Below are 24,135 nucleotides of genomic sequence, written 5' to 3' on the forward strand. Positions count from 1 at the left end.
TGCTTCATCGCGTCCGCAACAACCGGTACGGGCGGCGCCGGCTTCCTCGACGCCTCAGGAAGTACGACCTGTCCCATGCGACGGGGTCGATCTGGTTCGACGGCAGGAAGCCGAGCACCTCGATCGTCTTCACGCCGGGAAGGGCAGATCCGCGAGATCGCTGTCGTTCAGCACGACGTGCGGCCATCCGGAGCCTCGTTCTCTGGGGGACCGTTCCCTGTTGCGTGACGTCGCAGATCCCCTCTTCGTTGGGGGTGCTGCGACGGTTCTCCGGGGGTGTGGCTCCGCGGTAGATCGTTGCGCGCAGAGAGAGGGGTTCGGATGCAGGCGCTGCCCGTGCGGGTGCCTTCAGAAGTACGTACTGGACGGTTCTGGACGACGAACTACGCGTGGTCGCGGAGGCGGATGCGTTCCTGCGCGAGCTGCGCTTTGGGCGGAGCCGCGCGGTCGAGACCACGAAGTCCTACGCCGGTGGGATCGTGTTGTATCTGCGGTGGTGCCGGGACACTCGCCGGGAATGGCGTACGGCGGCCCGCGACCTGGGGCTGTTCATGCTGTGGCTGAAGTGGAATCCGGGCGGCGATGAGTCGGTGCGCGTGGTCGTGCCGGGGCCGGGCTCGAAGCAGGTGCGGCGTGAGAGCCGGATCAACAAGGTCCTGACCTCCGTGCGGGGATTTTTGGTGCACGCGGTGATCTCGAAGAAGGCCCCGGCGTGGGTGATGGAACTCCTCTACGAGCTGGGGATGACCGGGATCTCCCTGCGCAGGCGCGTGGGGAAAGCGAGGGGATGCGCTACCGGCTGCGGGCCCGGCACCGGCTCCAGGAACCGGAGACCGCTGTCGACCGCGCCTCGGACCAGGAGATCGTCGCGATGTTCGGGCCTGCCGCTCGGCCCGGGACCGGCTGATCGTCCTGCTGTTGGGACGGGCGGGGCTGCGGCGTGGGCAGGCGGCCGGCCTTCGCCGATCGGACATGCATTTGCTGATGGACTCCCGGGCCCTGGGCTGCGCGGTGGAAGGCGCCCACGTGCATGTCGTGCGCCGGGAGAACCCGAACCGGGCGTACTCGAAGTCACGCAAGGCGTTCGTGCTGCCGGTGGACTTCCTGGTGGTGCAGGCGCTCGACCTGTACATGATGGAGCGTCACGACGTGCTGGGCTCGGGCGGCAGCGACTTCCTGCTGGTCAACCTGTTCCGGCAGCCGCTGGGCTCGCCGGTCACTCCCGAGGCCTGTCGTTCCGAAGCTGATCGGCAAGCCTGCGATGGAGCAGCGTCAACCCATCCATGATCCAGCCTGGAACTCCAGGCGTCTCGTCTCCCTCGCGAGAGGCGTCCGCTGATCGAACGCCCCGGATCGCAGCGATAGGGGTACCCACGGTGGCCAGGAATGACGCAGCAATAGGTTCAGGTCCGCCCACGGCGGCTGTTACGAGTGCTGCAGCACCGATCGCTGCCTTTGAGTTGAACGGTCGACGGGCTCGTGGCCGCTCAGCCTCCGCGCGAGCCCAGGTCCGCAGTGAGATCAATCCGCAAAGGGGCAGCGGGGTGTGGTGGCCCGCCGCCCGGGGCTCCTGTCTGCGATTCAAGGCGCAGACCCGGCTCGACCGTCGAACCAGGCCCGGCTCTCCGGCTGGTTAGGCCAGATGAGGGCCAAGATCGCGGGCACCAGCCAAATCACCCCGAGGATGGGTATCACCCGGTAAAACGCAGGGGCGAAAGGGAGGGCGGTCCAGCCGTATACGAAGGCCGAGACTCGCAGGTTGGGGTGTCGGGTCGGGAACTTGAGGGCGGTGAGGATGCCCCACGCGGCCACGGCCAGCACGAGGATCCCGCAAAGACGACTCGCCCGCGTGTGCCTCACCCGGAGTCTGACAGCACGGAGTCGATGCGTCACCTTCGCCCCAGATTGAAGTGGCGACGGCAACGCTATTGGTCACCAGAGCAAGACCGAGTACGGCCTGCATGGCACCGAGGATCATCATCAGCACACGCAACCGCCGGACCGGCTCGGGCATCTGCGCCCCAGGAGGTACTGGAGGATGCCCGGGCCCCCAGGTCTGGCCCGGACCACCAATTCCAGCGGACCCCGGGGCTCCACTCGCCCGCGCACGTTCCCAGGGCCGCCTACTCTCAGGCTCGTCCATGTCGTCTGGTCTCACCCTGTTGCCCTCCCCCGGCATGGCTCACGTGTACGCGCCATCTTCCAGTGGCATGGGGCGGCTGTCCAGAACGCAACAGGACGTACCGATGGCAGCCGGTTCCGGCGTCCGCTACAGGATGAAGTCCAGGAGCGGACGTCTGCTTCTCACGTTTGAGTCGGAGCAGACCCGGGGTGGCCGAACTCAGTCGAGACTCTGGCACCACATGTGCGGCCCGAGGACCGCACACCCCCTCCAGACGCAATGCATACCGAGTACCTGGACCTTAAAGAACAAGGTCAGAACCTGTTTCTGAACTCGAACCGTCGAGACGCGATGGCTGTGTCGGGGTATGGACGGGTGAGGAGACGGACAGCACCGAGCCGGACACCGGCGATGAGGACAAGGTCCTGCCCGAACTTCTCGTGGCTCGGGCGGACGGGATGTGTGCCCCTCGTGCGGAACTCGTCCGCAGTCCAGGCTGGCAGCTTGCAGTCCGGCGGGCTCTGTGGTTTTTCGCGGTGTCTCATACCGCGGCGTACGGTGCGCCGGGCTGAGTCATTTGGCACCAGGGCGACCTTCCCACGGCAACAATGGACGTTGTTGCAAACACAGTTGGGGGTGCTGATGGTTGAGACAGTGGTTCAGATCTTCACGCAGATGGCTGGCGGGGCTCTGACTTCGGTGGGTACCGGGGTGGGACAAGCGGTATCAGACATCGTGCGCGAGCGCTTCGCGACAGATGAACGTGGCCGTTCGGCAGTACAGGCAGTCGACGACCAGCCCGGAAGCCCGGAGGCGACAGCCTCACTCAGATCCGTGCTGCGAGCCGAGTTGGAGGCTGACCCGGAGTTCGCCCGGAAGATCTCCGCAGCCTTGGAAGAGCCCCCGACTGCCACCTCCTCACGCTCGGCCTCTGGCAGCATCACGATTGACGGCACAACGATGCGGGGTAACCAGACAATCGCCCTCGGGCCCGTGACGTTCCACAACACACGCAACGTCCGTCTGTCCCTGGCCGGTGCCGCCTTGGCCTTTCTCGCCCTGGTCATCTTGGGAATCTACGGCGGGACACGGCTGGTCACCGGGGGCGACCCCGGTCAGGAAAGAGCTGTGACGGCGCTGAGCGCCGCAGATCTGCGTCAGGTAATCCCGGCCCTGGGAGCGTGCCGGCAAAGTGGACACGGCCCAAGCCGCCCGAGCACGTGACGTTAAGGCAAGCTCCAGGGTTGGTCGCGACCGAGGCCGTCGGCTATCTGATGGGGGATCCGGACGCCGGGCTGTCCCTTATTGCCGCCGGTTTCACGGACGCGGGCAAGGCCAGCGATTTCCTCCGCGCCATGAAGAAGTCGGGGGACCCGGACGGAAAGGCAGAGAAGGAGGGCGCCAGCGTCCCGATGCCGGAAATCGGGGATGAACTCTGGGCCGTAGCAGAACCCGCCAGCAGTATGCGCAGGCTGCGTGCGCCACCTGGGGCGGGGTGATAGGCAGGCGGTTCGGATTCTTCTTGCCCCTGGCGAGACGCCTGGTCATGAGGGTAATCGCCACCCAAGTGATCAAAGTTTCGGAGTGCTGGACGAGTCGTTCGTAGTCGCGTGCATGTCGGCGGGCGTGCATCATCCAGGCCCATATTCGTTCGACGAACCAGCAGCACGATAAACCAGGAGGCGTCCTTGGGGCGGCTCACGGTCTTGATCGTGAGGCTGAGGCACTTCTTTGCCCAGGTCACGAGCTTTCCGGCGTAGGCGGAGTCTGCCCAGACGATGGTGATCTCGGGATGCCTCCGCGCACTGGAAGTGCTGTCTGCGGAGGGGCGACGGCTGAACCCCGACGACACCACCGTCCACAAGGTCTCCGCCCAGTGATCTGAGCCGCGAACCAGATCGTTTGCGACGGGACAGCAGCACACGCTGACATCCGCCGGAGACGCGAGATGGATCCCTCGATCCAGCGGTGGCGCCACACCTGTTGCACTCGATACGGTGGGCTGCACCGGCGCTGAGCTGTACTAACCCCTAGCGCCCGCGCTCACGCAACGGTCCGAGCCCAGAGAAAGCTCATAGCTGCGAGCGACCTCCTGGTACGGCACCTCGACGCCTTCAGCCTCGCAGATGCGCCGTTGCCGGATTCCGGCCCCATCGACGGCATGCACGAGAGGAGGGCCGGGTCCGGGCGGCCAACTCGTGCAGCTGGGTCGCGAGGCGTTCCTCCCGTCGCAGCAGACAAGGTGACCTGGGGTTTTCGGAGCCGACGAGGTCAGCCTGGGAGGGGGATGAACAGTAGGATGCCGTGGTCGGTTGCGGCGGTGTAGCAGGAAGTGCCGGGGAAGGTGGCGGTGTAGAAGGGGGTGGCGATGGCGAAGACGGGGACGATGGCGTTGTGGATGGTGGCGGTGCCGTTGGCGTCGGTGACGGCGGTGCCGAGGTTGACCGGGCCGAAGAGCGTGGTGGCGGTGAAGGTCACCGGCTGACCGGCCACCGGCATCCCCGAGGTGGTCGTCAGGGTGGCGCTGAGGGTGGGGATGTAGAACTCGGGCAGCGGGGTCAGCCGGAGCCGGATCGTGCCTGGCTGCGCGGTCAGCTTTGTGGGGGTGCGGTTCACGGTGACGGGGGTGCTGGCGTTGGAGCCGGTGAAGCAGCTGTCGCCGTTGTAGGTGGCGGTGAGGGTGCCGGTGGTCAGGGCGGTGGTGGTCAAGCAGGCCTGCCCCGATGCGTTGACGGGGACGATCTGGGTCTGGCCGTTGGGGAGGGTGAAGGTGACCGTGCCGGTCGGCACTGTGGTGGTGGCTGGTGCCGGGGTGATGGTCGCGCATGCGGTCACGTTCTGACCGCAGGTGGAGGGGTTCGGCGTCACCGACAGCGTCGTCGTGGTGGGGTTGGGGCTCACGGTGACGGGGGTGGGGTTGCCGTTCACGGTCGCGGTGAACGTACCGGCGGTGTAGGTGTGGGTGGTCTGCCCGCTCCCGGTGGCGTCCAGGGGGACGGTGACCGTGGGGCTGGCGTCCCCGAAGTCCACCACCGCGCTCCCGTTCGGGGTCCCCCCGGAAATGCTGAACGTCACCGGTTGCCCGCCCACCGGCGCCGCCGGCGAGGTCGTCACCGTCAACGGCGAAATCTCCGTCACGTTCGCCGAGTTGGCGTTGGTGACGTAGACGTTGCTGTTCGGCGCCGCCGCCACCGAGAACGGGAACGCGCCGACGGGGACGGTGGCCAGGACCGTGTTCGTGGTGCTGCTGATCACCGTCACGTTGTTGGAACTGCTGTTGCCGACGTAGACGTTGCCGGTCGGCGCCACCGCCACCCCGAACGGGCCCCCGCCGGTGGGGACGGTGGCCAGGACCGTGTTCGTGGCGCTGTCGATCACCGTCACGTTGTTCGAAACGGTGTTGGTGACGTAGACGTTGCCGTTGGGCGCCACCGCGATCACCCCCGGGACCGTGCCGGCGGGGACGGTGGCCACGACCGTGTTCGTGGCGCTGTCGATCACCGTCACGTTGTTCGAGGTCTGGTTGGCGATGTAGACGTTGCCGTTCGGCGCCACCGCCGCCGCGCCCGGGAACCCACCGGTGGGGAGGGTGGTCAGGACGGTGTTCGTGGCGCTGCTGATCACCGTCACGGTGTTCGCGTTCCGGTTGGCGACGTAGACGTTGCCGTTCGCCGCCACCGCCACCGCGTCCGGGACCGCGCCGACGGGGACGGTGGCCAGGACCGTGTTCGTGGCGCTGCTGATCACCGTCACGTTGTTCGACGTGCTGTTGGCGACGTAGACGTTGCCGTTCGGCGCCACCGCCAGTGCGAACGGGCCCCCGCCGACGGGGACGGTGGCCAGGACGGTGTTCGTGGCGCTGCTGATCACCGTCACGTTGTTCGAGCTCTGGTTGGTGACGTAGACGTTGCCGTTCTGCGCCACCGCAATCATGGCCGGGCCTGAGCCGGCGGGGACGGTGGCCAGGACGGTGTTCGTGGTGCTGCTGATCACGGTCACGTTGCTCGAATTGGCGTTGCCGACGTAGACGTTGCCGTTCGGGGCCACCGCCACCGCCAGCGGGCTCGTGCCCGCCGGGATCGTCACCGTGGAGAACGCCGCACTGAACGGCGCGACCGCAAGCCCCCGTACCGCGGCCACCTCGGATCCACCGGCCGGTACAACCGGCCGAACCCCGCCGGCTACCGCCGGAGCTCCCCACCAACCCGTAATCGGTTCCATGACAAACCTCTCTCAGCTGAGAGGGCCGCCCAAGAACTCCCACCGGGGCCCGCGTCGCATGGCGCCGGTATACGCGAACCGGATCACCGCTTGCACACCGGGACAGAAAGCGGGCACGCCGACATGTACCACGCACCCGCGCGCCACAGGGGTTGCCCATCTCTCCCCGGAGAGATGGGCAACCCACCGGAATGGTCACCACCATTAACCCGAAATGGCCAATGGAACACCACCCTCTTGACTCGACTATCACCCGGACAGACCAATGCACAGCCCAACCCGGGCACGCCGTACGAGACGACGAACTGCCACGCAATGTGGCCGGAGCGTGGAGCTGAGCAGAGGGACGAGGCGAAAAGGGCCTGCGGATGGGTACGGGGCAGTGCAATGCGAAGCGCTACAACCGCTTCCCGCGTGAAGTGATCGCCGAGGGCCGGGCCAAGCCGAGGTGCTCGCTGACGCTGGGATTTCGTGGACCTATCTCGGTCTGAGCGAATCGGACGGCATTCTCGTCGAGGAGATTCGCCGCGGCATGAGGTCAGGCAGCGGAGATCTGAGCGCGAAGGGGGTGAGTGAGATATCGACACCCCCTGCGAGGCCGCTTTGGTGGGCCGGTAGACGCCCCGGTCCTGATCACGAGCAAGGCACCCGTGTCCGTACCGGCGGATCATGGTGAGCTACCACGAGCCGGGTCATCCGGTTGTCTGCGCCGGCAAGGCCGTTTCCTTCGGATCATCTGATTGTTGGTCTGGTGTGTCGTTGACTGACGCCCAGTGGGCACGGATCGAACCGCTGTTGCCGGACCGGACACCTCGGCGGGGTGGGCGGTGGCGTGATCACCGGCAGGTGATCGACGCGATCGCGTTCAAGTACCGCACCGGGACACCGTGGATGGACCTTCCCGAGCACTTCGGCTCGTGGAAGGGCGCCCACAACCGGCTGAGGAAATGGGCCGCTGACGGCACCTGGGAGAAGGTGTTCACCGCCCTGCTCACGCAGGCCGACGCCGAGGGCGACTTGGACTGGATCGTCGCGGTCGACTCCACCATCGTCCGCGCTCACCAGCACGCCGCCGGGGCTCGTCAAAAGGGGCCCCGGCCGGCGAGCCGCGCGATCATGCCCTCGGACGGTCCCGCGGCGGACTGACCACCAAGATCCACCTCGCGGCCGACAGCCGCTGCCGACCGTTTGCGTGCGCCATCACACCCGGCCAGGCCGGTGACGCACCCGCCTTCCCACAGGTCATGGCCCGCTTACGGGTGCCCAGACCGGTCGGGCGGCCCAGAACGACCCCGGACGTGGTTCTGGCTGACAAGACACCCCATGCAGCTATCGGGTCAAGCAGCTGCTGCGAGCGGGGGCAGTAGCGGCGGGGCGAAGGCGATCGCTTCGTCGAACTTCTGATGGCTCGTCAAGCAGTGGTGGAGCTGGCCGAGCATGCGGTTGAAGAGGCGGTGGAGGGCGGCGTGGTAGCGATCGCCGGTGTCTCGTCGGTGGTTGTAGTGAGCATGGGCTCCGGGTGAGGCGGTGAGCGCGGCGAACGCCCAGTGCCGGCCGGTCTCGGCCAGGCGCCTGTTCTTGATCCGGCGATGGCTGACACGGCGGCTCTTGCCGGATTCACGGGTCACCGGGGCGCTTCCGGCGTAGGCGTTCAGGTCGCGGGCGGTGTCGAACCTGGTGCGGTCGTCCCCGATCTCGGCGAGTATCCGAGCGCCGGTGAGCACGGCAAGACCGGGAAAGCTCGTGATGATCTCCGCGTCGGGATGCTGAAGAAAGAGCTCTTCGGTGTCACGCGCCAGGTCCTCGCAGGCCCGGCAGGCCGCGTCGAGCTGGGCGAGCAGTGCGAGTGTCTGGTGCCCCATCGCCGTCTCCACCAGGGCCGGTTGGCGGAGCGAGGGTCGGCGGAAGACCTCAAGGAGCCGATCGGTCTCGGCCTCGATCCGGCGTTGGCGGCCGGCGCGCGTGACGGCGGCCCTCACCCGGCCCCTGCCAAGACTGGCCTAACGGCCAACCCACGGCGCCTATTAGAAGCCGTTGTCGTACCGATCTTGGTGAGCATAGGTTCGATTGCGGCGGCTCGACCAGGTGATCTTGTGGCGTGCTGTGCATGAAGGCAGGGCCTCTGGTGCCGCTCGGGATTGTCGAAGACTATGAGCACGCCAGGAGGCCCTGTTGACGCAGTTCTACGCCCTCGCGTCGGTCGGGTCCAGTTCGGTTGCTCAGTCGTGTGATTGCCTCGCTCACCGGTTCGGGAATGCCGGGGACCGTCCGCAGAGGCGGCCGAGGTACCCGTCCGATATGAGCGACGCGGAGTGGGCGGTCGTCCGCGACGCAATGCCGGTCCCGGAGTGGCTGGAGGGCCGGGGCGGGCAGCCGGAGGGCTACTGCCACCGGCAGATGGTCGACGCGGTGCGCTGCCTGGTCGCGGGCGGCATCACCTGGCGGGCGATGCCCGCGGACTTCCCTGCCTGGGACCGCGTCTACGCCTTCTTCCGACGCTGGCGGGACAAGGGCCTGGTCGCCGAGTTCCACGACCGGTTCCGCGATCGGGTCCGCGAGGCGGCGGACCGGGATCCGGAGCCGACCGCGGGCATCATCGACGCACAGTCGGTGAAGGCGGCCGCGTCGGTGCCGGCCTCAAGCCGGGGATTCGACGGCGGGAAGAAAGTCAACGGCCGCAAACGGCACATCGTGGTGGACACCCTCGGGCTGCTGCTGGCCGTGATGGTCACCGCGACCTGCGCCACCGACCGGGACGCGGGTCAGACGCTGCTGGCCCAGCTGCGTGAACGGCACTGGCGCATCGCACTGGTGTGGGCCGACGGCGGCTACACTGGGCGCCTGGTCGACTTCGCCCGCGACGCCCTGCGCGTCGCGCTGAGTGTGGTTAAACGCAGCGACGACGCCGCCGGGTTCACGGTGCTGCCCAAGAGGTGGCTGGTGGAGCGGACGTTCGCTTGGCTGATGCGCTCACGCCGCCTCGCCCGCGACTACGAGGGCCGCACCGACACCTCGGAGGCGGTGATCCGATGGTCGATGAGCATGGTCATGAGCCGCCGACTCGCCCGGCGACCACGCTGAACATCCCTGGACGTTCCTCTGCCAGCCAGCCCCGCGCTGCCAGACGCTTCGCCTTCGACCGCACCCCTTCAACCTTCGCGGGAACCGGCTGAAGGCCCAGCCCTGCGGCAAGTTGCCGGCAGTCCATCGCCCCGGCGCCAGACCGCCCGTGGCCGGTCAGGATCTCCATGATCCTCCGGTAGTCCGGTGCCAGCACCGCAGCGGCGAGCCCATCGCGCCACACCGGGACCACCGAACCGGGCCCCGCAGCCGCGACCGGCACCGCAGGCTCATCGGACACGGCCACAGGCACGTCCACGTGACCGTGTGACTCCGCCAGGACCTCCCCGACCGTCTCACGGGCGATCACGAACCGCTCCCACACAGCCTCCGCCTCCCGCAGCTCGGCCTGAAGGGCTTCCACGTGCTGCCGAGCAGCGCGTTCGCGCTCTTCCAACAACCCCATCACCGACGGCATCCCGGAACCTCCACCGAAGAGACGACACGACCCCCCGTCCCTGCCGCCGAGAGACCGGCCCTATGCCTAACCAGCGGAAAAACACCCGTCACTCTCGGTACGACAACGGCTTCTAAGGGCCTTCTGACGTGGCGAGGTGTCCGATGGTTTGCTGTGGAGAGTGGACGGTGGGGTGGGCTGTGGGAGATCGCATGTCCGTTGCTGTCGCCGGCCAAGGTGAGGCTGCAAGAGAGACAGCGGCAGCACGGCGATAGGCCTAACGGGTGAAATTCTGTCGATCTCTTGTGGTGCAACGTGCGGTGGTGGGTTACTGCTGTTATCCGCGTTTCGGGCCGCCCATTCGGGTGTGTATTTGACCGGTGCCGGTCTGGGGCCGGTCGCCTGCTCGCTGTTGGCCCATGCGGTGGAGCAGACATTTCCGTGTGCGGGGGAAAGTTCCTCCGCCGACCTGAGGGAGTGTCATGTTCACCTTGACATCGCCATCGCCGCAGGCCGCTCAGGCGCGCGCTGCCGGGTTCACCGCCTCGTTCGCGGCGGGGGTCTCCATTCCCGTGGGTGACACGCCCCAGGGAATCGCCCTGACGCCCGGTGGGGCCCGCGCGTATGTAGCCAACCGGGGCTCGAACACGGTCAGTGTGATCGACACCGCCACGAACACCGTCACCGCCACCATCCCCACGGGGGCCGCTCCCACCTTCGTGGCGATCAGTCCGGACGGCACCCGGGCATATGTGACCATCAACGCAGACGGTCTGCTCAGCGTGATCGACACCGCCACGAACGCCATCGTCGCGGACGTCGCCGTAGCGGGAGCTTCGGTAGTAGCGGCCTCCCCGGACGGCACCCGCGTCTATGTGTCGGGACAGCCTACGAACACGGTCAGTGTGATCGACACCGCCACGAACACCGTCACCGCCACCGTCCCCGTGGGGGATGCGCCGATCGGCGTGGCCATCACCCCGGACGGGACGCGCGTCTACGTCGCGTGTCTCGCCTCGAACGCGGTGAGCGTGATCGACACCGCCACGAACACCACCACTGACACGATCCCCGTCGGTATCCTCCCCATCCTGCTGACGGTCGCCCCCGACGGGGCGCATGTCTACGTCACGAACGTCGGCGACTCCACGGTGAGTGTGATCGACACCGCCGCCAACACCGTCACCGCCACCATCGGCGTCAGCGCCCAGCCACGTTTGACGACGGTGAGCCCGGACGGCAAGCATGCCTACGTGGCGAATGCCGAGCCGGACACGGTGAGTGTGATCGACACCGCCACGAACGCCGTCGTCGAGAACATCGACTTCGGGGACGGACCCACCGTCATTGCGTTCGCCCCCGACGGCACACACGCCTACGTGACCAACTCCGTCGCGGGCACCGTCGGTGTCCTGGCCACGACCGTGATTCCCGACCAGGGCTCCACAGCCGGCGGCGCCACCGTGACGCTCACCGGCCACCACCTGGCCAACGCCACCGCCGTGCGCTTCGGCACCGCTCAGGGCGTCATCACCGCCAACACGGACACCTCGCTGACCGCCATCACCCCCGCGGGGTCCGGTGCCGTCCCCGTGACGGTCACCACCGCGGGCGGCACCGGCACCCTCGGACAGTTCTACTACCGGCCGGTCCCCGTCCTCACCGGTATCAGCCCCGCCGCGGGTCCCCTCGCAGGCAGCGACCAGGAGATCGTCATCACCGGCCGCAACCTCGACGGAGCCATCGATGTGTACTTCGGTCCCACCCGAGCCGTCATCCAAAGGGTCTCCGACACCCAACTCACCATCAGGGCCGCGGCGACTGCGGCGGCAGGCGGGGTCACCGTCACCGTGCGCACCCCCGGCGGCCGTGCCGAAGGCCTGTCCTACACCTACGTCGACCCGCCTACCGTCACCGGCGTCAGCCCCACCTCGGGACCGACCACCGGTGGCACCTCGGTGACCATCACCGGCACCGGCCTGGCCGCCACCGACCAGGTCACTTCAACGGCACCCCGGCACCCTTCGCGGTCCTCTCCGACACCACCGTGACCGCCACCTCCCCGCCCAGCGGCACCGAAGGCACCTTCGGCGTCACCGTCACCGGCCCCGGCGGCAACGCCACCGGATCGTTCACCTACGTCTCCGCACCCGATATCTGACCCACCGAGGCGTACGACTGGGGCGGTGAACAGGCCAGGTGCCCGGGCGGGGGCCGTCACGCTCCCCGCCCGGGCACCTGGCCTGTTCACCGCCCCAGTCGTACGCCTCGGTGGGTCAGATATCGGGTGCGGAGACGTAGGTGAACGATCCGGTGGCGTTGCCGGGGCCGGTGACGGTGACGCCGAAGGTGCCTTCGGTGCCGCTGGGCGGGGAGGTGGCGGTCACGGTGGTGTCGGAGAGGACCGCGAAGGGTGCCGGGGTGCCGTTGAAGGTGACCTGGTCGGTGGCGGCCAGGCCGGTGCCGGTGATGGTCACGAGGTGCCACCGGTGGTCGGTCCCGAGGTGGGGCTGACGCCGGTGACGGTAGGCGGGTCGACGTAGGTGTAGGACAGGCCTTCGGCACGGCGCCGGGGGTGCGCACGGTGACGGTGACCCCGCCTGCCGCCGCAGTCGCCGCGGCCCTGATGGTGAGTTGGGTGTCGGAGACCCTTTGGATGACGGCTCGGGTGGGACCGAAGTACACATCGATGGCTCCGTCGAGGTTGCGGCCGGTGATGACGATCTCCTGGTCGCTGCCTGCGAGGGGACCCGCGGCGGGGCTGATACCGGTGAGGACGGGGACCGGCCGGTAGTAGAACTGTCCGAGGGTGCCGGTGCCGCCCGCGGTGGTGACCGTCACGGGGACGGCACCGGACCCCGCGGGGGTGATGGCGGTCAGCGAGGTGTCCGTGTTGGCGGTGATGACGCCCTGAGCGGTGCCGAAGCGCACGGCGGTGGCGTTGGCCAGGTGGGGCCGGTGAGCGTCACGGTGGCGCCGCCGGCTGTGGAGCCCTGGTCGGGAATCACGGTCGTGGCCAGGACACCGACGGTGCCCGCGACGGAGTTGGTCACGTAGGCGTGTGTGCCGTCGGGGGCGAACGCAATGACGGTGGGTCCGTCCCGAAGTCGATGTTCTCGACGACGGCGTTCGTGGCGGGTGTCGATCACACTCACGTGTCCGGCTCGGCATTCGCCACGTAGGCATGCTTGCCGTCGGGCTCACCGTCGTCAAACGTGGCTGGCGCTGACGCCGATGGTGGCGGTGACGGTGTTGGCGGCGGTGTCGATCACACTCACCGTGGAGTCGCCGACGTTCGTGACGTAGACATGCGCCCCGTCGGGGGCGACCGTCAGCAGGATGGGGAGGATACCGACGGGGATCGTGTCAGTGGTGGTGTTCGTGGCGGTGTCGATCACGCTCACCGCGTTCGAGGCGAGACACGCGACGTAGACGCGCGTCCCGTCCGGGGTGATGGCCACGCCGATCGGCGCATCCCCCACGGGGACGGTGGCGGTGACGGTTCGTGGCGGTGTCGATCACACTGACCGTGTTCGTAGGCTGTCCCGAACATAGACGCGGGTGCCGTCCGGGGAGGCCGCTACTACCGAAGCTCCCGCTACGGCGACGTCCGCGACGATGGCGTTCGTGGCGGTGTCGATCACGCTGAGCAGACCGTCTGCGTTGATGGTCACATATGCCCGGGTGCCGTCCGGACTGATCGCCACGAAGGTGGGAGCGGCCCCGTGGGGATGGTGGCGGTGACGGTGTTCGTGGCGGTGTCGATCACACTGACCGTGTTCGAGCCCCGGTTGGCTACATACGCGCGGGCCCCACCGGGCGTCAGGGCGATTCCCGGGGCGTGTCACCCACGGGAATGGAGACCCCCGCCGCGAACGAGGCGGTGAACCCGGCAGCGCGCGCCTGAGCGGCCTGCGGCGATGGCGATGTCAAGGTGAACATGACACTCCCTCAGGTCGGCGGAGGAACTTTCCCCCGCACACGGAAATGTCTGCTCCACCGCATGGGCCAACAGCGAGCAGGCGACCGGCCCCAGACCGGCACCGGTCAAATACACACCCGAATGGGCGGCCCGAAACGCGGATAACAGCAGTAACCCACCACCGCACGTTGCACCACAAGAGATCGACAGAATTTCACCGTTAGGCCTATCGCCGTGCTGCCGCTGTCTCTCTTGCAGCCTCACCTTGGCCGGCGACAGCAACGGACATGCGATCTCCCACAGCCCACCCCACCGTCCACTCTCCACAGCAAACCATCGGACACCTCGCCACGTCAGAAGGCCCTTAGAAGCCGTTGTCGTACCGAGAGTGACGGGTGTTTTTCCGCTGGTTAGGCATAGGGCCGGTCTCTCGGCGGCAGGGACGGGGGGTCGTGTCGTCTCTTCGGTGGAGGTTCCGGGATGCCGTCGGTGATGGGGTTGTTGGAAGAGCGCGAACGCGCTGCTCGGCAGCACGTGGAAGCCCTTCAGGCCGAGCTGCGGGAGGCGGAGGCTGTGTGGGAGCGGTTCGTGATCGCCCGTGAGACGGTCGGGGAGGTCCTGGCGGAGTCACACGGTCACGTGGACGTGCCTGTGGCCGTGTCCGATGAGCCTGCGGTGCCGGTCGCGGCTGCGGGGCCCGGTTCGGTGGTCCCGGTGTGGCGCGATGGGCTCGCCGCTGCGGTGCTGGCACCGGACTACCGGAGGATCATGGAGATCCTGACACGGGCGGTCTGGCGCCGGGCGATGGACTGCCGGCAACTTGCCGCAGGGCTGGGCCTTCAGCCGGTTCCCGCGAAGGTTGAAGGGGTGCGGTCGAAGGCGAAGCGTCTGGCAGCGCGGGGCTGGCTGGCAGAGGAACGTCCAGGGATGTTCAGCGTGGTCGCCGGGCGAGTCGGCGGCTCATGACCATGCTCATCGACCATCGGATCACCGCCTCCGAGGTGTCGGTGCGGCCCTCGTAGTCGCGGGCGAGGCGGCGTGAGCGCATCAGCCAAGCGAACGTCCGCTCCACCAGCCACCTCTTGGGCAGCACCGTGAACCCGGCGGCGTCGTCGCTGCGTTTAACCACACTCAGCGCGACGCGCAGGGCGTCGCGGGCGAAGTCGACCAGCGCCCAGTGTAGCCGCCGTCGGCCCACACCAGTGCGATGCGCCAGTGCCGTTCACGCAGCTGGGCCAGCAGCGTCTGACCCGCGTCCCGGTCGGTGGCGCAGGTCGCGGTGACCATCACGGCCAGCAGCAGCCCGAGGGTGTCCCACCACGATGTGCCGTTTGCGGCCGTTGACTTTCTTCCCGCCGTCGAATCCCCGGCTTGAGGCCGGCACCGACGCGGCCGCCTTCACCGACTGTGCGTCGATGATGCCCGCGGTCGGCTCCGGATCCCGGTCCGCCGCCTCGCGGACCCGATCGCGGAACCGGTCGTGGAACTCGGCGACCAGGCCCTTGTCCCGCCAGCGTCGGAAGAAGGCGTAGACGCGGTCCCAGGCAGGGAAGTCCGCGGGCATCGCCCGCCAGGTGATGCCGCCCGCGACCAGGCAGCGCACCGCGTCGACCATCTGCCGGTGGCAGTAGCCCTCCGGCTGCCCGCCCCGGCCCTCCAGCCACTCCGGGACCGGCATTGCGTCGCGGACGACCGCCCACTCCGCGTCGCTCATATCGGACGGGTACCTCGGCCGCCTCTGCGGACGGTCCCCGGCATTCCCGAACCGGTGAGCGAGGCAATCACACGACTGAGCAACCGAACTGACCCGACCGACGCGAGGGCGTAGAACTGCGTCAACAGGGCCTCCTGGCGTGCTCATAGTCTTCGACAATCCCGAGCGGCACCAGAGGCCCTGCCTTCATGCACAGCACGCCACAAGATCACCTGGTCGAGCCGCCGCAATCGAACCTATGCTCACCAAGATCGGTACGACAACGGCTTCTAATAGGCGCCGTGGGTTGGCCGTTAGGCCAGTCTTGGCAGGGGCCGGGTGAGGGCCGCCGTCACGCGCGCCGGCCGCCAACGCCGGATCGAGGCCGAGACCGATCGGCTCCTTGAGGTCTTCCGCCGACCCTCGCTCCGCCAACCGGCCCTGGTGGAGACGGCGATGGGGCACCAGACACTCGCACTGCTCGCCCAGCTCGACGCGGCCTGCCGGGCCTGCGAGGACCTGGCGCGTGACACCGAAGAGCTCTTTCTTCAGCATCCCGACGCGGAGATCATCACGAGCTTTCCCGGTCTTGCCGTGCTCACCGGCGCTCGGATACTCGCCGAGATCGGGGACGACCGCACCAGGTTCGACACCGCCCGCGACCTGAACGCCTACGCCGGAAGCGCCCCGGTGACCCGTGAATCCGGCAAGAGCCGCCGTGTCAGCCATCGCCGGATCAAGAACAGGCGCCTGGCCGAGACCGGCCGGCACTGGGCGTTCGCCGCGCTCACCGCCTCACCCGGAGCCCATGCTCACTACAACCACCGACGAGACACCGGCGATCGCTACCACGCCGCCCTCCACCGCCTCTTCAACCGCATGCTCGGCCAGCTCCACCACTGCTTGACGAGCCATCAGAAGTTCGACGAAGCGATCGCCTTCGCCCCGCCGCTACTGCCCCCGCTCGCAGCAGCTGCTTGACCCGATAGCTGCATGGGGTGTCTTGTCAGCCAGAACCACGTCCGGGGTCGTTCTGGGCCGCCCGACCGGTCTGGGCACCCGTAAGCGGGCCATGACCTGTGGGAAGGCGGGTGCGTCACCGGCCTGGCCGGGTGTGATGGCGCACGCAAACGGTCGGCAGCGGCTGTCGGCCGCGAGGTGGATCTTGGTGGTCAGTCCGCCGCGGGACCGTCCGAGGGCATGATCGCGCGGCTCGCCGGCCGGGGCCCCTTTTGACGAGCCCCGGCGGCGTGCTGGTGAGCGCGGACGATGGTGGAGTCGACCGCGACGATCCAGTCCAAGTCGCCCTCGGCGTCGGCCTGCGTGAGCAGGGCGGTGAACACCTTCTCCCAGGTGCCGTCAGCGGCCCATTTCCTCAGCCGGTTGTGGGCGCCCTTCCACGAGCCGAAGTGCTCGGGAAGGTCCATCCACGGTGTCCCGGTGCGGTACTTGAACGCGATCGCGTCGATCACCTGCCGGTGATCACGCCACCGCCCACCCCGCCGAGGTGTCCGGTCCGGCAACAGCGGTTCGATCCGTGCCCACTGGGCGTCAGTCAACGACACACCAGACCAACAATCAGATGATCCGAAGGAAACGGCCTTGCCGGCGCAGACAACCGGATGACCCGGCTCGTGGTAGCTCACCATGATCCGCCGGTACGGACACGGGTGCCTTGCTCGTGATCAGGACCGGGGCGTCTACCGGCCCACCAAAGCGGCCTCGCAGGGGGTGTCGATATCTCACTCACCCCCTTCGCGCTCAGATCTCCGCTGCCTGACCTCATGCCGCGGCGAATCTCCTCGACGAGAATGCCGTCCGATTCGCTCAGACCGAGATAGGTCCACGAAATCCCAGCGTCAGCGAGCACCTCGGCTTGGCCCGGCCCTCGGCGATCACTTCACGCGGGAAGCGGTTGTAGCGCTTCGCATTGCACTGCCCCGTACCCATCCGCAGGCCCTTTTCGCCTCGTCCCTCTGCTCAGCTCCACGCTCCGGCCACATTGCGTGGCAGTTCGTCGTCTCGTACGGCGTGCCCGGGTTGGGCTGTGCATTGGTCTGTCCGGGTGATAGTCGAGTCAAGAGGGTGGTGTTCCATTGGCCATTTCGGGTTAATGGTGGTGACCATTCCGGTGGGTTGCCCATCTCTCCGGGGAGAGATGGGCAACCCCTGTGGCGCGCGGGTGCGTGGTACATGTCGGCGTGCCCGCTTTCTGTCCCGGTGTGCAAGCGGTGATCCGGTTCGCGTATACCGGCGCCATGCGACGCGGGCCCCGGTGGGAGTTCTTGGGCGGCCCTCTCAGCTGAGAGAGGTTTGTCATGGAACCGATTACGGGTTGGTGGGGAGCTCCGGCGGTAGCCGGCGGGGTTCGGCCGGTTGTACCGGCCGGTGGATCCGAGGTGGCCGCGGTACGGGGGCTTGCGGTCGCGCCGTTCAGTGCGGCGTTCTCCACGGTGACGATCCCGGCGGGCACGAGCCCGCTGGCGGTGGCGGTGGCCCCGAACGGCAACGTCTACGTCGGCAACGCCAATTCGAGCAACGTGACCGTGATCAGCAGCACCACGAACACCGTCCTGGCCACCGTCCCCGCCGGCTCAGGCCCGGCCATGATTGCGGTGGCGCAGAACGGCAACGTCTACGTCACCAACCAGAGCTCGAACAACGTGACGGTGATCAGCAGCGCCACGAACACCGTCCTGGCCACCGTCCCCGTCGGCGGGGGCCCGTTCGCACTGGCGGTGGCGCCGAACGGCAACGTCTACGTCGCCAACAGCACGTCGAACAACGTGACGGTGATCAGCAGCGCCACGAACACGGTCCTGGCCACCGTCCCCGTCGGCGCGGTCCCGGACGCGGTGGCGGTGGCGGCGAACGGCAACGTCTACGTCGCCAACCGGAACGCGAACACCGTGACGGTGATCAGCAGCGCCACGAACACCGTCCTGACCACCCTCCCCACCGGTGGGTTCCCGGGCGCGGCGGCGGTGGCGCCGAACGGCAACGTCTACATCGCCAACCAGACCTCGAACAACGTGACGGTGATCGACAGCGCCACGAACACGGTCGTGGCCACCGTCCCCGCCGGCACGGTCCCGGGGGTGATCGCGGTGGCGCCCAACGGCAACGTCTACGTCACCAACACCGTTTCGAACAACGTGACGGTGATCGACAGCGCCACGAACACGGTCCTGGCCACCGTCCCCACCGGCGGGGGCCCGTTCGGGGTGGCGGTGGCGCCGACCGGCAACGTCTACGTCGGCAACAGCAGTTCCAACAACGTGACGGTGATCAGCAGCACCACGAACACGGTCCTGGCCACCGTCCCCGTCGGCGCGTTCCCGTTCTCGGTGGCGGCGGCGCCGAACAGCAACGTCTACGTCACCAACGCCAACTCGGCGAACGTGACGGAGATTTCGCCGTTGACGGTGACGACCTCGCCGGCGGCGCCGGTGGGCGGGCAACGGTGACGTTCAGCATTTCCGGGGGGACCCCGAACGGGAGCGCGGTGGTGGACTTCGGGGACGCCAGCCCCACGGTCACCGTCCCCCTGGACGCCACCGGGAGCGGGCAGACCACCCCACCTACACCGCCGGTACGTTCACCGCGACCGTGAACGGCAACCCCACCCCCGTCACCGTGAGCCCCAACCCCACCACGACGACGCTGTCGGTGACGCCGAACCCCTCCACCTGCGGTCAGAACGTGACCGCATGCGCGACCATCACCCCGGCACCAGCCACCACCACAGTGCCGACCGGCACGGTCACCTTCACCCTCCCCAACGGCCAGACCCAGATCGTCCCCGTCAACGCATCGGGGCAGGCCTGCTTGACCACCACCGCCCTGACCACCGGCACCCTCACCGCCACCTACAACGGCGACAGCTGCTTCACCGGCTCCAACGCCAGCACCCCCGTCACCGTGAACCGCACCCCCACAAAGCTGACCGCGCAGCCAGGCACGATCCGGCTCCGGCTGACCCCGCTGCCCGAGTTCTACATCCCCACCCTCAGCGCCACCCTGACGACCACCTCGGGGATGCCGGTGGCCGGTCAGCCGGTGACCTTCACCGCCACCACGCTCTTCGGCCCGGTCAACCTCGGCACCGCCGTCACCGACGCCAACGGCACCGCCACCATCCACAACGCCATCGTCCCCGTCTTCGCCATCGCCACCCCCTTCTACACCGCCACCTTCCCCGGCACTTCCTGCTACACCGCCGCAACCGACCACGGCATCCTACTGTTCATCCCCCTCCCAGGCTGACCTCGTCGGCTCCGAAAACCCCAGGTCACCTTGTCTGCTGCGACGGGAGGAACGCCTCGCGACCCAGCTGCACGAGTTGGCCGCCCGGACCCGGCCCTCCTCTCGTGCATGCCGTCGATGGGGCCGGAATCCGGCAACGGCGCATCTGCGAGGCTGAAGGCGTCGAGGTGCCGTACCAGGAGGTCGCTCGCAGCTATGAGCTTTCTCTGGGCTCGGACCGTTGCGTGAGCGCGGGCGCTAGGGGTTAGTACAGCTCAGCGCCGGTGCAGCCCACCGTATCGAGTGCAACAGGTGTGGCGCCACCGCTGGATCGAGGGATCCATCTCGCGTCTCCGGCGGATGTCAGCGTGTGCTGCTGTCCCGTCGCAAACGATCTGGTTCGCGGCTCAGATCACTGGGCGGAGACCTTGTGGACGTGGTGTCGTCGGGGTTCAGCCGTCGCCCCTCCGCAGACAGCACTTCCAGTGCGCGGAGGCATCCCGAGATCACCATCGTCTGGGCAGACTCCGCCTACGCCGGAAAGCTCGTGACCTGGGCAAAGAAGTGCCTCAGCCTCACGATCAAGACCGTGAGCCGCCCCAAGGACGCCTCCTGGTTTATCGTGCTGCTGGTTCGTCGAACGAATATGGGCCTGGATGATGCACGCCCGCCGACATGCACGCGACTACGAACGACTCGTCCAGCACTCCGAAACTTTGATCACTTGGGTGGCGATTACCTCATGACCAGGCGTCTCGCCAGGGGCAAGAAGAATCCGAACCGCCTGCCTATCACCCCGCCCCAGGTGGCGCACGCAGCCTGCGCATACTGCTGGCGGGTTCTGCTACGGCCCAGAGTTCATCCCCGATTTCCGGCATCGGGACGCTGGCGCCCTCCTTCTCTGCCTTTCCGTCCGGGTCCCCCGACTTCTTCATGGCGCGGAGGAAATCGCTGGCCTTGCCCGCGTCCGTGAAACCGGCGGCAATAAGGGACAGCCCGGCGTCCGGATCCCCCATCAGATAGCCGACGGCCTCGGTCGCGACCAACCCTGGAGCTTGCCTTAACGTCACGTGCTCGGGCGGCTTGGGCCGTGTCCACTTTGCCGGCACGCTCCCAGGGCCGGGGATTACCTGACGCAGATCTGCGGCGCTCAGCGCCGTCACAGCTCTTTCCTGACCGGGGTCGCCCCCGGTGACCAGCCGTGTCCCGCCGTAGATTCCCAAGATGACCAGGGCGAGAAAGGCCAAGGCGGCACCGGCCAGGGACAGACGGACGTTGCGTGTGTTGTGGAACGTCACGGGCCCGAGGGCGATTGTCTGGTTACCCCGCATCGTTGTGCCGTCAATCGTGATGCTGCCAGAGGCCGAGCGTGAGGAGGTGGCAGTCGGGGGCTCTTCCAAGGCTGCGGAGATCTTCCGGGCGAACTCCGGGTCAGCCTCCAACTCGGCTCGCAGCACGGATCTGAGTGAGGCTGTCGCCTCCGGGCTTCCGGGCTGGTCGTCGACTGCCTGTACTGCCGAACGGCCACGTTCATCTGTCGCGAAGCGCTCGCGCACGATGTCTGATACCGCTTGTCCCACCCCGGTACCCACCGAAGTCAGAGCCCCGCCAGCCATCTGCGTGAAGATCTGAACCACTGTCTCAACCATCAGCACCCCCAACTGTGTTTGCAACAACGTCCATTGTTGCCGTGGGAAGGTCGCCCTGGTGCCAAATGACTCAGCCCGGCGCACCGTACGCCGCGGTATGAGACACCGCGAAAAACCACAGAGCCCGCCGGACTGCAAGCTGCCAGCCTGGACTGCGGACGAGTTCCGCACGAGGGGCACACATCCCGTCCGCCCGAGCCACGAGAAGTTCGGGCAGGACCTTGTCCTCATCGCCGGTGTCCGGCTCGGTGCTGTCCGTCTCCTCACCCGTCCATACCCCGACACAGCCATCGCGTCTCGACGGTTCGAGTTCAGAAACAGGTTCTGACCTTGTTCTTTAAGGTCCAGGTACTCGGTATGCATTGCGTCTGGAGGGGGTGTGCGGTCCTCGGGCCGCACATGTGGTGCCAGAGTCTCGACTGAGTTCGGCCACCCCGGGGTCTGCTCCGACTCAAACGTGAGAAGCAGACGTCCGCTCCTGGACTTCATCCTGTAGCGGACGCCGGAACCGGCTGCCATCGGTACGTCCTGTTGCGTTCTGGACAGCCGCCCCATGCCACTGGAAGATGGCGCGTACACGTGAGCCATGCCGGGGGAGGGCAACAGGGTGAGACCAGACGACATGGACGAGCCTGAGAGTAGGCGGCCCTGGGAACGTGCGCGGGCGAGTGGAGCCCCGGGGTCCGCTGGAATTGGTGGTCCGGGCCAGACCTGGGGGCCCGGGCATCCTCCAGTACCTCCTGGGGCGCAGATGCCCGAGCCGGTCCGGCGGTTGCGTGTGCTGATGATGATCCTCGGTGCCATGCAGGCCGTACTCGGTCTTGCTCTGGTGACCAATAGCGTTGCCGTCGCCACTTCAATCTGGGGCGAAGGTGACGCATCGACTCCGTGCTGTCAGACTCCGGGTGAGGCACACGCGGGGCGAGTCGTCTTTGCCGGGATCCTCGTGCTGGCCGTGGCCGCGTGGGGCATCCTCACCGCCCTCAAGTTCCCGACCCGACACCCCAACCTGCGAGTCTCGGCCTTCGTATACGGCTGGACCGCCCTCCCTTTCGCCCCTGCGTTTTACCGGGTGATACCCATCCTCGGGGTGATTTGGCTGGTGCCCGCGATCTTGGCCCTCATCTGGCCTAACCAGCCGGAGAGCCGGGCCTGGTTCGACGGTCGAGCCGGGTCTGCGCCTTGAATCGCAGACAGGAGCCCCGGGCGGCGGCCACCACACCCCGCTGCCCCTTTGCGGATTGATCTCACTGCGGACCTGGGCTCGCGCGGAGGCTGAGCGGCCACGAGCCCGTCGACCGTTCAACTCAAAGGCAGCGATCGGTGCTGCAGCACTCGTAACAGCCGCCGTGGGCGGACCTGAACCTATTGCTGCGTCATTCCTGGCCACCGTGGGTACCCCTATCGCTGCGATCCGGGGCGTTCGATCAGCGGACGCCTCTCGCGAGGGAGACGAGACGCCTGGAGTTCCAGGCTGGATCATGGATGGGTTGACGCTGCTCCATCGCAGGCTTGCCGATCAGCTTCGGAACGACAGGCCTCGGGAGTGACCGGCGAGCCCAGCGGCTGCCGGAACAGGTTGACCAGCAGGAAGTCGCTGCCGCCCGAGCCCAGCACGTCGTGACGCTCCATCATGTACAGGTCGAGCGCCTGCACCACCAGGAAGTCCACCGGCAGCACGAACGCCTTGCGTGACTTCGAGTACGCCCGGTTCGGGTTCTCCCGGCGCACGACATGCACGTGGGCGCCTTCCACCGCGCAGCCCAGGGCCCGGGAGTCCATCAGCAAATGCATGTCCGATCGGCGAAGGCCGGCCGCCTGCCCACGCCGCAGCCCCGCCCGTCCCAACAGCAGGACGATCAGCCGGTCCCGGGCCGAGCGGCAGGCCCGAACATCGCGACGATCTCCTGGTCCGAGGCGCGGTCGACAGCGGTCTCCGGTTCCTGGAGCCGGTGCCGGGCCCGCAGCCGGTAGCGCATCCCCTCGCTTTCCCCACGCGCCTGCGCAGGGAGATCCCGGTCATCCCCAGCTCGTAGAGGAGTTCCATCACCCACGCCGGGGCCTTCTTCGAGATCACCGCGTGCACCAAAAATCCCCGCACGGAGGTCAGGACCTTGTTGATCCGGCTCTCACGCCGCACCTGCTTCGAGCCCGGCCCCGGCACGACCACGCGCACCGACTCATCGCCGCCCGGATTCCACTTCAGCCACAGCATGAACAGCCCCAGGTCGCGGGCCGCCGTACGCCATTCCCGGCGAGTGTCCCGGCACCACCGCAGATACAACACGATCCCACCGGCGTAGGACTTCGTGGTCTCGACCGCGCGGCTCCGCCCAAAGCGCAGCTCGCGCAGGAACGCATCCGCCTCCGCGACCACGCGTAGTTCGTCGTCCAGAACCGTCCAGTACGTACTTCTGAAGGCACCCGCACGGGCAGCGCCTGCATCCGAACCCCTCTCTCTGCGCGCAACGATCTACCGCGGAGCCACACCCCCGGAGAACCGTCGCAGCACCCCCAACGAAGAGGGGATCTGCGACGTCACGCAACAGGGAACGGTCCCCCAGAGAACGAGGCTCCGGATGGCCGCACGTCGTGCTGAACGACAGCGATCTCGCGGATCTGCCCTTCCCGGCGTGAAGACGATCGAGGTGCTCGGCTTCCTGCCGTCGAACCAGATCGACCCCGTCGCATGGGACAGGTCGTACTTCCTGAGGCGTCGAGGAAGCCGGCGCCGCCCGTACCGGTTGTTGCGGACGCGATGAAGCA

The 24,135-nt window shown here is 67.6% G+C and carries 23 protein-coding genes and 5 pseudogenes; 12 read left to right on the plus strand and 16 right to left on the minus strand.

Features of this window, described 5'->3' with window-relative positions; genetic code table 11:
- Positions 1 to 4: 4 nt before the first annotated feature.
- On the minus strand, positions 5 to 133 hold the full coding sequence (locus Scani_RS41910) for a hypothetical protein (RefSeq protein ID WP_281391940.1): 129 nt from the start codon (positions 131 to 133) through the stop codon (positions 5 to 7).
- 839 nt (positions 134 to 972) lie between these two features.
- Between Scani_RS41910 and Scani_RS39740 the strand changes: the two genes are divergently transcribed.
- Together Scani_RS39740 and Scani_RS40205 are read left to right on the plus strand one after the other, a co-directional pair.
- On the plus strand, positions 973 to 1,287 hold the full coding sequence (locus Scani_RS39740) for a hypothetical protein (protein ID WP_218039188.1): 315 nt from the start codon (positions 973 to 975) through the stop codon (positions 1,285 to 1,287).
- A gap of 2,079 nt (positions 1,288 to 3,366) precedes the next feature.
- The gene (locus Scani_RS40205; protein ID WP_167538234.1) at positions 3,367 to 3,621 is read left to right on the plus strand and encodes a hypothetical protein; all 255 of its coding nucleotides are present in this window, start codon (positions 3,367 to 3,369) and stop codon (positions 3,619 to 3,621) included.
- On the opposite strand, the pseudogene Scani_RS39745 reads toward Scani_RS40205, so the two are convergent.
- Positions 3,587 to 3,917: pseudogene (locus tag Scani_RS39745) on the minus strand (IS5-like element IS4811 family transposase); the annotation flags it as partial. The gene Scani_RS40205 and the pseudogene Scani_RS39745 overlap by 35 nt on opposite strands.
- 476 nt (positions 3,918 to 4,393) lie before the next feature.
- Entirely contained in the window at positions 4,394 to 6,262 is a 1,869-nt protein-coding gene (locus Scani_RS39755) for a virginiamycin B lyase family protein (RefSeq protein WP_159482854.1), read from the minus strand.
- 834 nt (positions 6,263 to 7,096) lie between these two features.
- Here Scani_RS39755 and Scani_RS39760 point away from each other — a divergent pair.
- Positions 7,097 to 7,659: pseudogene (locus Scani_RS39760) on the plus strand (IS5 family transposase); the annotation flags it as partial.
- Positions 7,660 to 7,680: 21 nt separating this feature from the next.
- Here Scani_RS39760 and Scani_RS39765 read toward each other — a convergent pair.
- Positions 7,681 to 8,205, minus strand: coding sequence for a transposase (locus tag Scani_RS39765; RefSeq protein WP_159475548.1), 525 nt, complete (start codon positions 8,203 to 8,205; stop codon positions 7,681 to 7,683).
- Positions 8,206 to 8,641: 436 nt separating this feature from the next.
- On the opposite strand from Scani_RS39765, the gene Scani_RS39770 reads away from it, so the two are divergent.
- The gene (locus Scani_RS39770; protein ID WP_159475545.1) at positions 8,642 to 9,424 is read left to right on the plus strand and encodes an IS5 family transposase; all 783 of its coding nucleotides are present in this window, start codon (positions 8,642 to 8,644) and stop codon (positions 9,422 to 9,424) included.
- On the opposite strand, the gene Scani_RS39775 is transcribed toward Scani_RS39770, so the two are convergent.
- On the minus strand, positions 9,390 to 9,881 hold the full coding sequence (locus Scani_RS39775; protein WP_159475542.1) for a hypothetical protein: 492 nt from the start codon (positions 9,879 to 9,881) through the stop codon (positions 9,390 to 9,392). The two genes, Scani_RS39770 and Scani_RS39775, sit on opposite strands and share 35 nt — an antisense overlap.
- A 461-nt stretch (positions 9,882 to 10,342) precedes the next feature.
- Between Scani_RS39775 and Scani_RS39780 the strand changes: the two genes are divergently transcribed.
- Complete coding sequence (locus Scani_RS39780) at positions 10,343 to 11,911, plus strand: IPT/TIG domain-containing protein (protein WP_246296536.1); 1,569 nt, start codon at positions 10,343 to 10,345, stop codon at positions 11,909 to 11,911.
- A 225-nt stretch (positions 11,912 to 12,136) separates the two neighbouring features.
- Here Scani_RS39780 and Scani_RS41570 read toward each other — a convergent pair whose 3' ends face one another.
- From Scani_RS41570 to Scani_RS41590, 5 genes and pseudogenes are all read right to left on the minus strand, one after another.
- Positions 12,137 to 12,337: a choice-of-anchor Z repeating domain-containing protein gene (locus tag Scani_RS41570; protein WP_246296537.1), complete on the minus strand. Its 201-nt coding sequence runs from the start codon at positions 12,335 to 12,337 to the stop codon at positions 12,137 to 12,139.
- A gap of 151 nt (positions 12,338 to 12,488) precedes the next feature.
- Positions 12,489 to 13,046 (minus strand): annotated as a pseudogene (locus Scani_RS41575) (IPT/TIG domain-containing protein); the annotation flags it as partial.
- A 23-nt stretch (positions 13,047 to 13,069) separates the two neighbouring features.
- Positions 13,070 to 13,342, minus strand: coding sequence for a YncE family protein (locus Scani_RS41580; protein WP_246296538.1), 273 nt, complete (start codon positions 13,340 to 13,342; stop codon positions 13,070 to 13,072).
- Between the two features lie 36 nt (positions 13,343 to 13,378).
- Positions 13,379 to 13,534 (minus strand): hypothetical protein, encoded by a 156-nt coding sequence (locus Scani_RS41585; RefSeq protein ID WP_246296539.1) that lies wholly within the window; start codon positions 13,532 to 13,534, stop codon positions 13,379 to 13,381.
- On the minus strand, positions 13,531 to 13,629 hold the full coding sequence (locus Scani_RS41590; protein ID WP_246296540.1) for a hypothetical protein: 99 nt from the start codon (positions 13,627 to 13,629) through the stop codon (positions 13,531 to 13,533). The genes Scani_RS41585 and Scani_RS41590 overlap by 4 nt, the downstream gene beginning before the upstream one ends.
- A 633-nt stretch (positions 13,630 to 14,262) precedes the next feature.
- Here Scani_RS41590 and Scani_RS39790 point away from each other — a divergent pair.
- On the plus strand, positions 14,263 to 14,748 hold the full coding sequence (locus Scani_RS39790; protein WP_159482906.1) for a hypothetical protein: 486 nt from the start codon (positions 14,263 to 14,265) through the stop codon (positions 14,746 to 14,748).
- On the opposite strand, the gene Scani_RS41595 is transcribed toward Scani_RS39790, so the two are convergent.
- Genes Scani_RS41595 through Scani_RS41600 form a run of 3 tightly spaced genes read right to left on the minus strand, consistent with a single transcriptional unit; the run spans position 14,714 to position 15,643 of the window.
- Positions 14,714 to 14,980, minus strand: a complete 267-nt coding sequence (locus Scani_RS41595; RefSeq protein ID WP_246296541.1) for a transposase — start codon at positions 14,978 to 14,980, stop codon at positions 14,714 to 14,716. The two genes, Scani_RS39790 and Scani_RS41595, sit on opposite strands and share 35 nt — an antisense overlap.
- Positions 14,914 to 15,084 (minus strand): hypothetical protein, encoded by a 171-nt coding sequence (locus Scani_RS42325; RefSeq protein WP_371872458.1) that lies wholly within the window; start codon positions 15,082 to 15,084, stop codon positions 14,914 to 14,916. The genes Scani_RS41595 and Scani_RS42325 overlap by 67 nt, the downstream gene beginning before the upstream one ends.
- Positions 15,005 to 15,643: a transposase gene (locus Scani_RS41600; protein WP_503827405.1), complete on the minus strand. Its 639-nt coding sequence runs from the start codon at positions 15,641 to 15,643 to the stop codon at positions 15,005 to 15,007. The genes Scani_RS42325 and Scani_RS41600 overlap by 80 nt, the downstream gene beginning before the upstream one ends.
- A gap of 288 nt (positions 15,644 to 15,931) precedes the next feature.
- On the opposite strand from Scani_RS41600, the gene Scani_RS39800 reads away from it, so the two are divergent.
- Positions 15,932 to 16,456 (plus strand): transposase, encoded by a 525-nt coding sequence (locus tag Scani_RS39800; RefSeq protein ID WP_159475548.1) that lies wholly within the window; start codon positions 15,932 to 15,934, stop codon positions 16,454 to 16,456.
- A 21-nt stretch (positions 16,457 to 16,477) separates the two neighbouring features.
- Here Scani_RS39800 and Scani_RS39805 read toward each other — a convergent pair.
- Positions 16,478 to 17,040 (minus strand): annotated as a pseudogene (locus tag Scani_RS39805) (IS5 family transposase); the annotation flags it as partial.
- Between the two features lie 834 nt (positions 17,041 to 17,874).
- Between Scani_RS39805 and Scani_RS41605 the strand changes: the two are divergent.
- The 3 genes and pseudogenes from Scani_RS41605 to Scani_RS39820 all read left to right on the plus strand — a co-directional run.
- Positions 17,875 to 18,942: a virginiamycin B lyase family protein gene (locus Scani_RS41605; protein ID WP_246296543.1), complete on the plus strand. Its 1,068-nt coding sequence runs from the start codon at positions 17,875 to 17,877 to the stop codon at positions 18,940 to 18,942.
- Between the two features lie 142 nt (positions 18,943 to 19,084).
- Positions 19,085 to 19,741 (plus strand): Ig-like domain repeat protein, encoded by a 657-nt coding sequence (locus Scani_RS41610; protein ID WP_246296544.1) that lies wholly within the window; start codon positions 19,085 to 19,087, stop codon positions 19,739 to 19,741.
- A 475-nt stretch (positions 19,742 to 20,216) separates the two neighbouring features.
- Positions 20,217 to 20,546, plus strand: a pseudogene (locus Scani_RS39820) (IS5-like element IS4811 family transposase); the annotation flags it as partial.
- On the opposite strand, the gene Scani_RS40210 reads toward Scani_RS39820, so the two are convergent.
- The gene (locus tag Scani_RS40210; RefSeq protein ID WP_218039256.1) at positions 20,512 to 21,375 is read right to left on the minus strand and encodes a hypothetical protein; all 864 of its coding nucleotides are present in this window, start codon (positions 21,373 to 21,375) and stop codon (positions 20,512 to 20,514) included. The pseudogene Scani_RS39820 and the gene Scani_RS40210 overlap by 35 nt on opposite strands.
- Before the next feature lie 745 nt (positions 21,376 to 22,120).
- Between Scani_RS40210 and Scani_RS39825 the strand changes: the two genes are divergently transcribed.
- Complete coding sequence (locus Scani_RS39825) at positions 22,121 to 22,555, plus strand: AdipoR/hemolysin III family protein (RefSeq protein WP_159475554.1); 435 nt, start codon at positions 22,121 to 22,123, stop codon at positions 22,553 to 22,555.
- Positions 22,556 to 22,848: 293 nt separating this feature from the next.
- Here the strand turns inward: Scani_RS39825 and Scani_RS39830 are convergent, their stop codons facing one another.
- Positions 22,849 to 23,163 (minus strand): hypothetical protein, encoded by a 315-nt coding sequence (locus Scani_RS39830; RefSeq protein ID WP_218039188.1) that lies wholly within the window; start codon positions 23,161 to 23,163, stop codon positions 22,849 to 22,851.
- Between the two features lie 839 nt (positions 23,164 to 24,002).
- On the opposite strand from Scani_RS39830, the gene Scani_RS41915 reads away from it, so the two are divergent.
- Positions 24,003 to 24,131 carry a hypothetical protein gene (locus tag Scani_RS41915; protein WP_281391940.1) on the plus strand — a complete coding sequence of 43 codons (129 nt, stop codon included), beginning with the start codon at positions 24,003 to 24,005 and terminating at the stop codon, positions 24,129 to 24,131.
- Positions 24,132 to 24,135: the final 4 nt, after the last annotated feature.

It is taken from the genome of Streptomyces caniferus, assembly GCF_009811555.1.
GTDB lineage: Bacteria > Actinomycetota > Actinomycetes > Streptomycetales > Streptomycetaceae > Streptomyces > Streptomyces caniferus.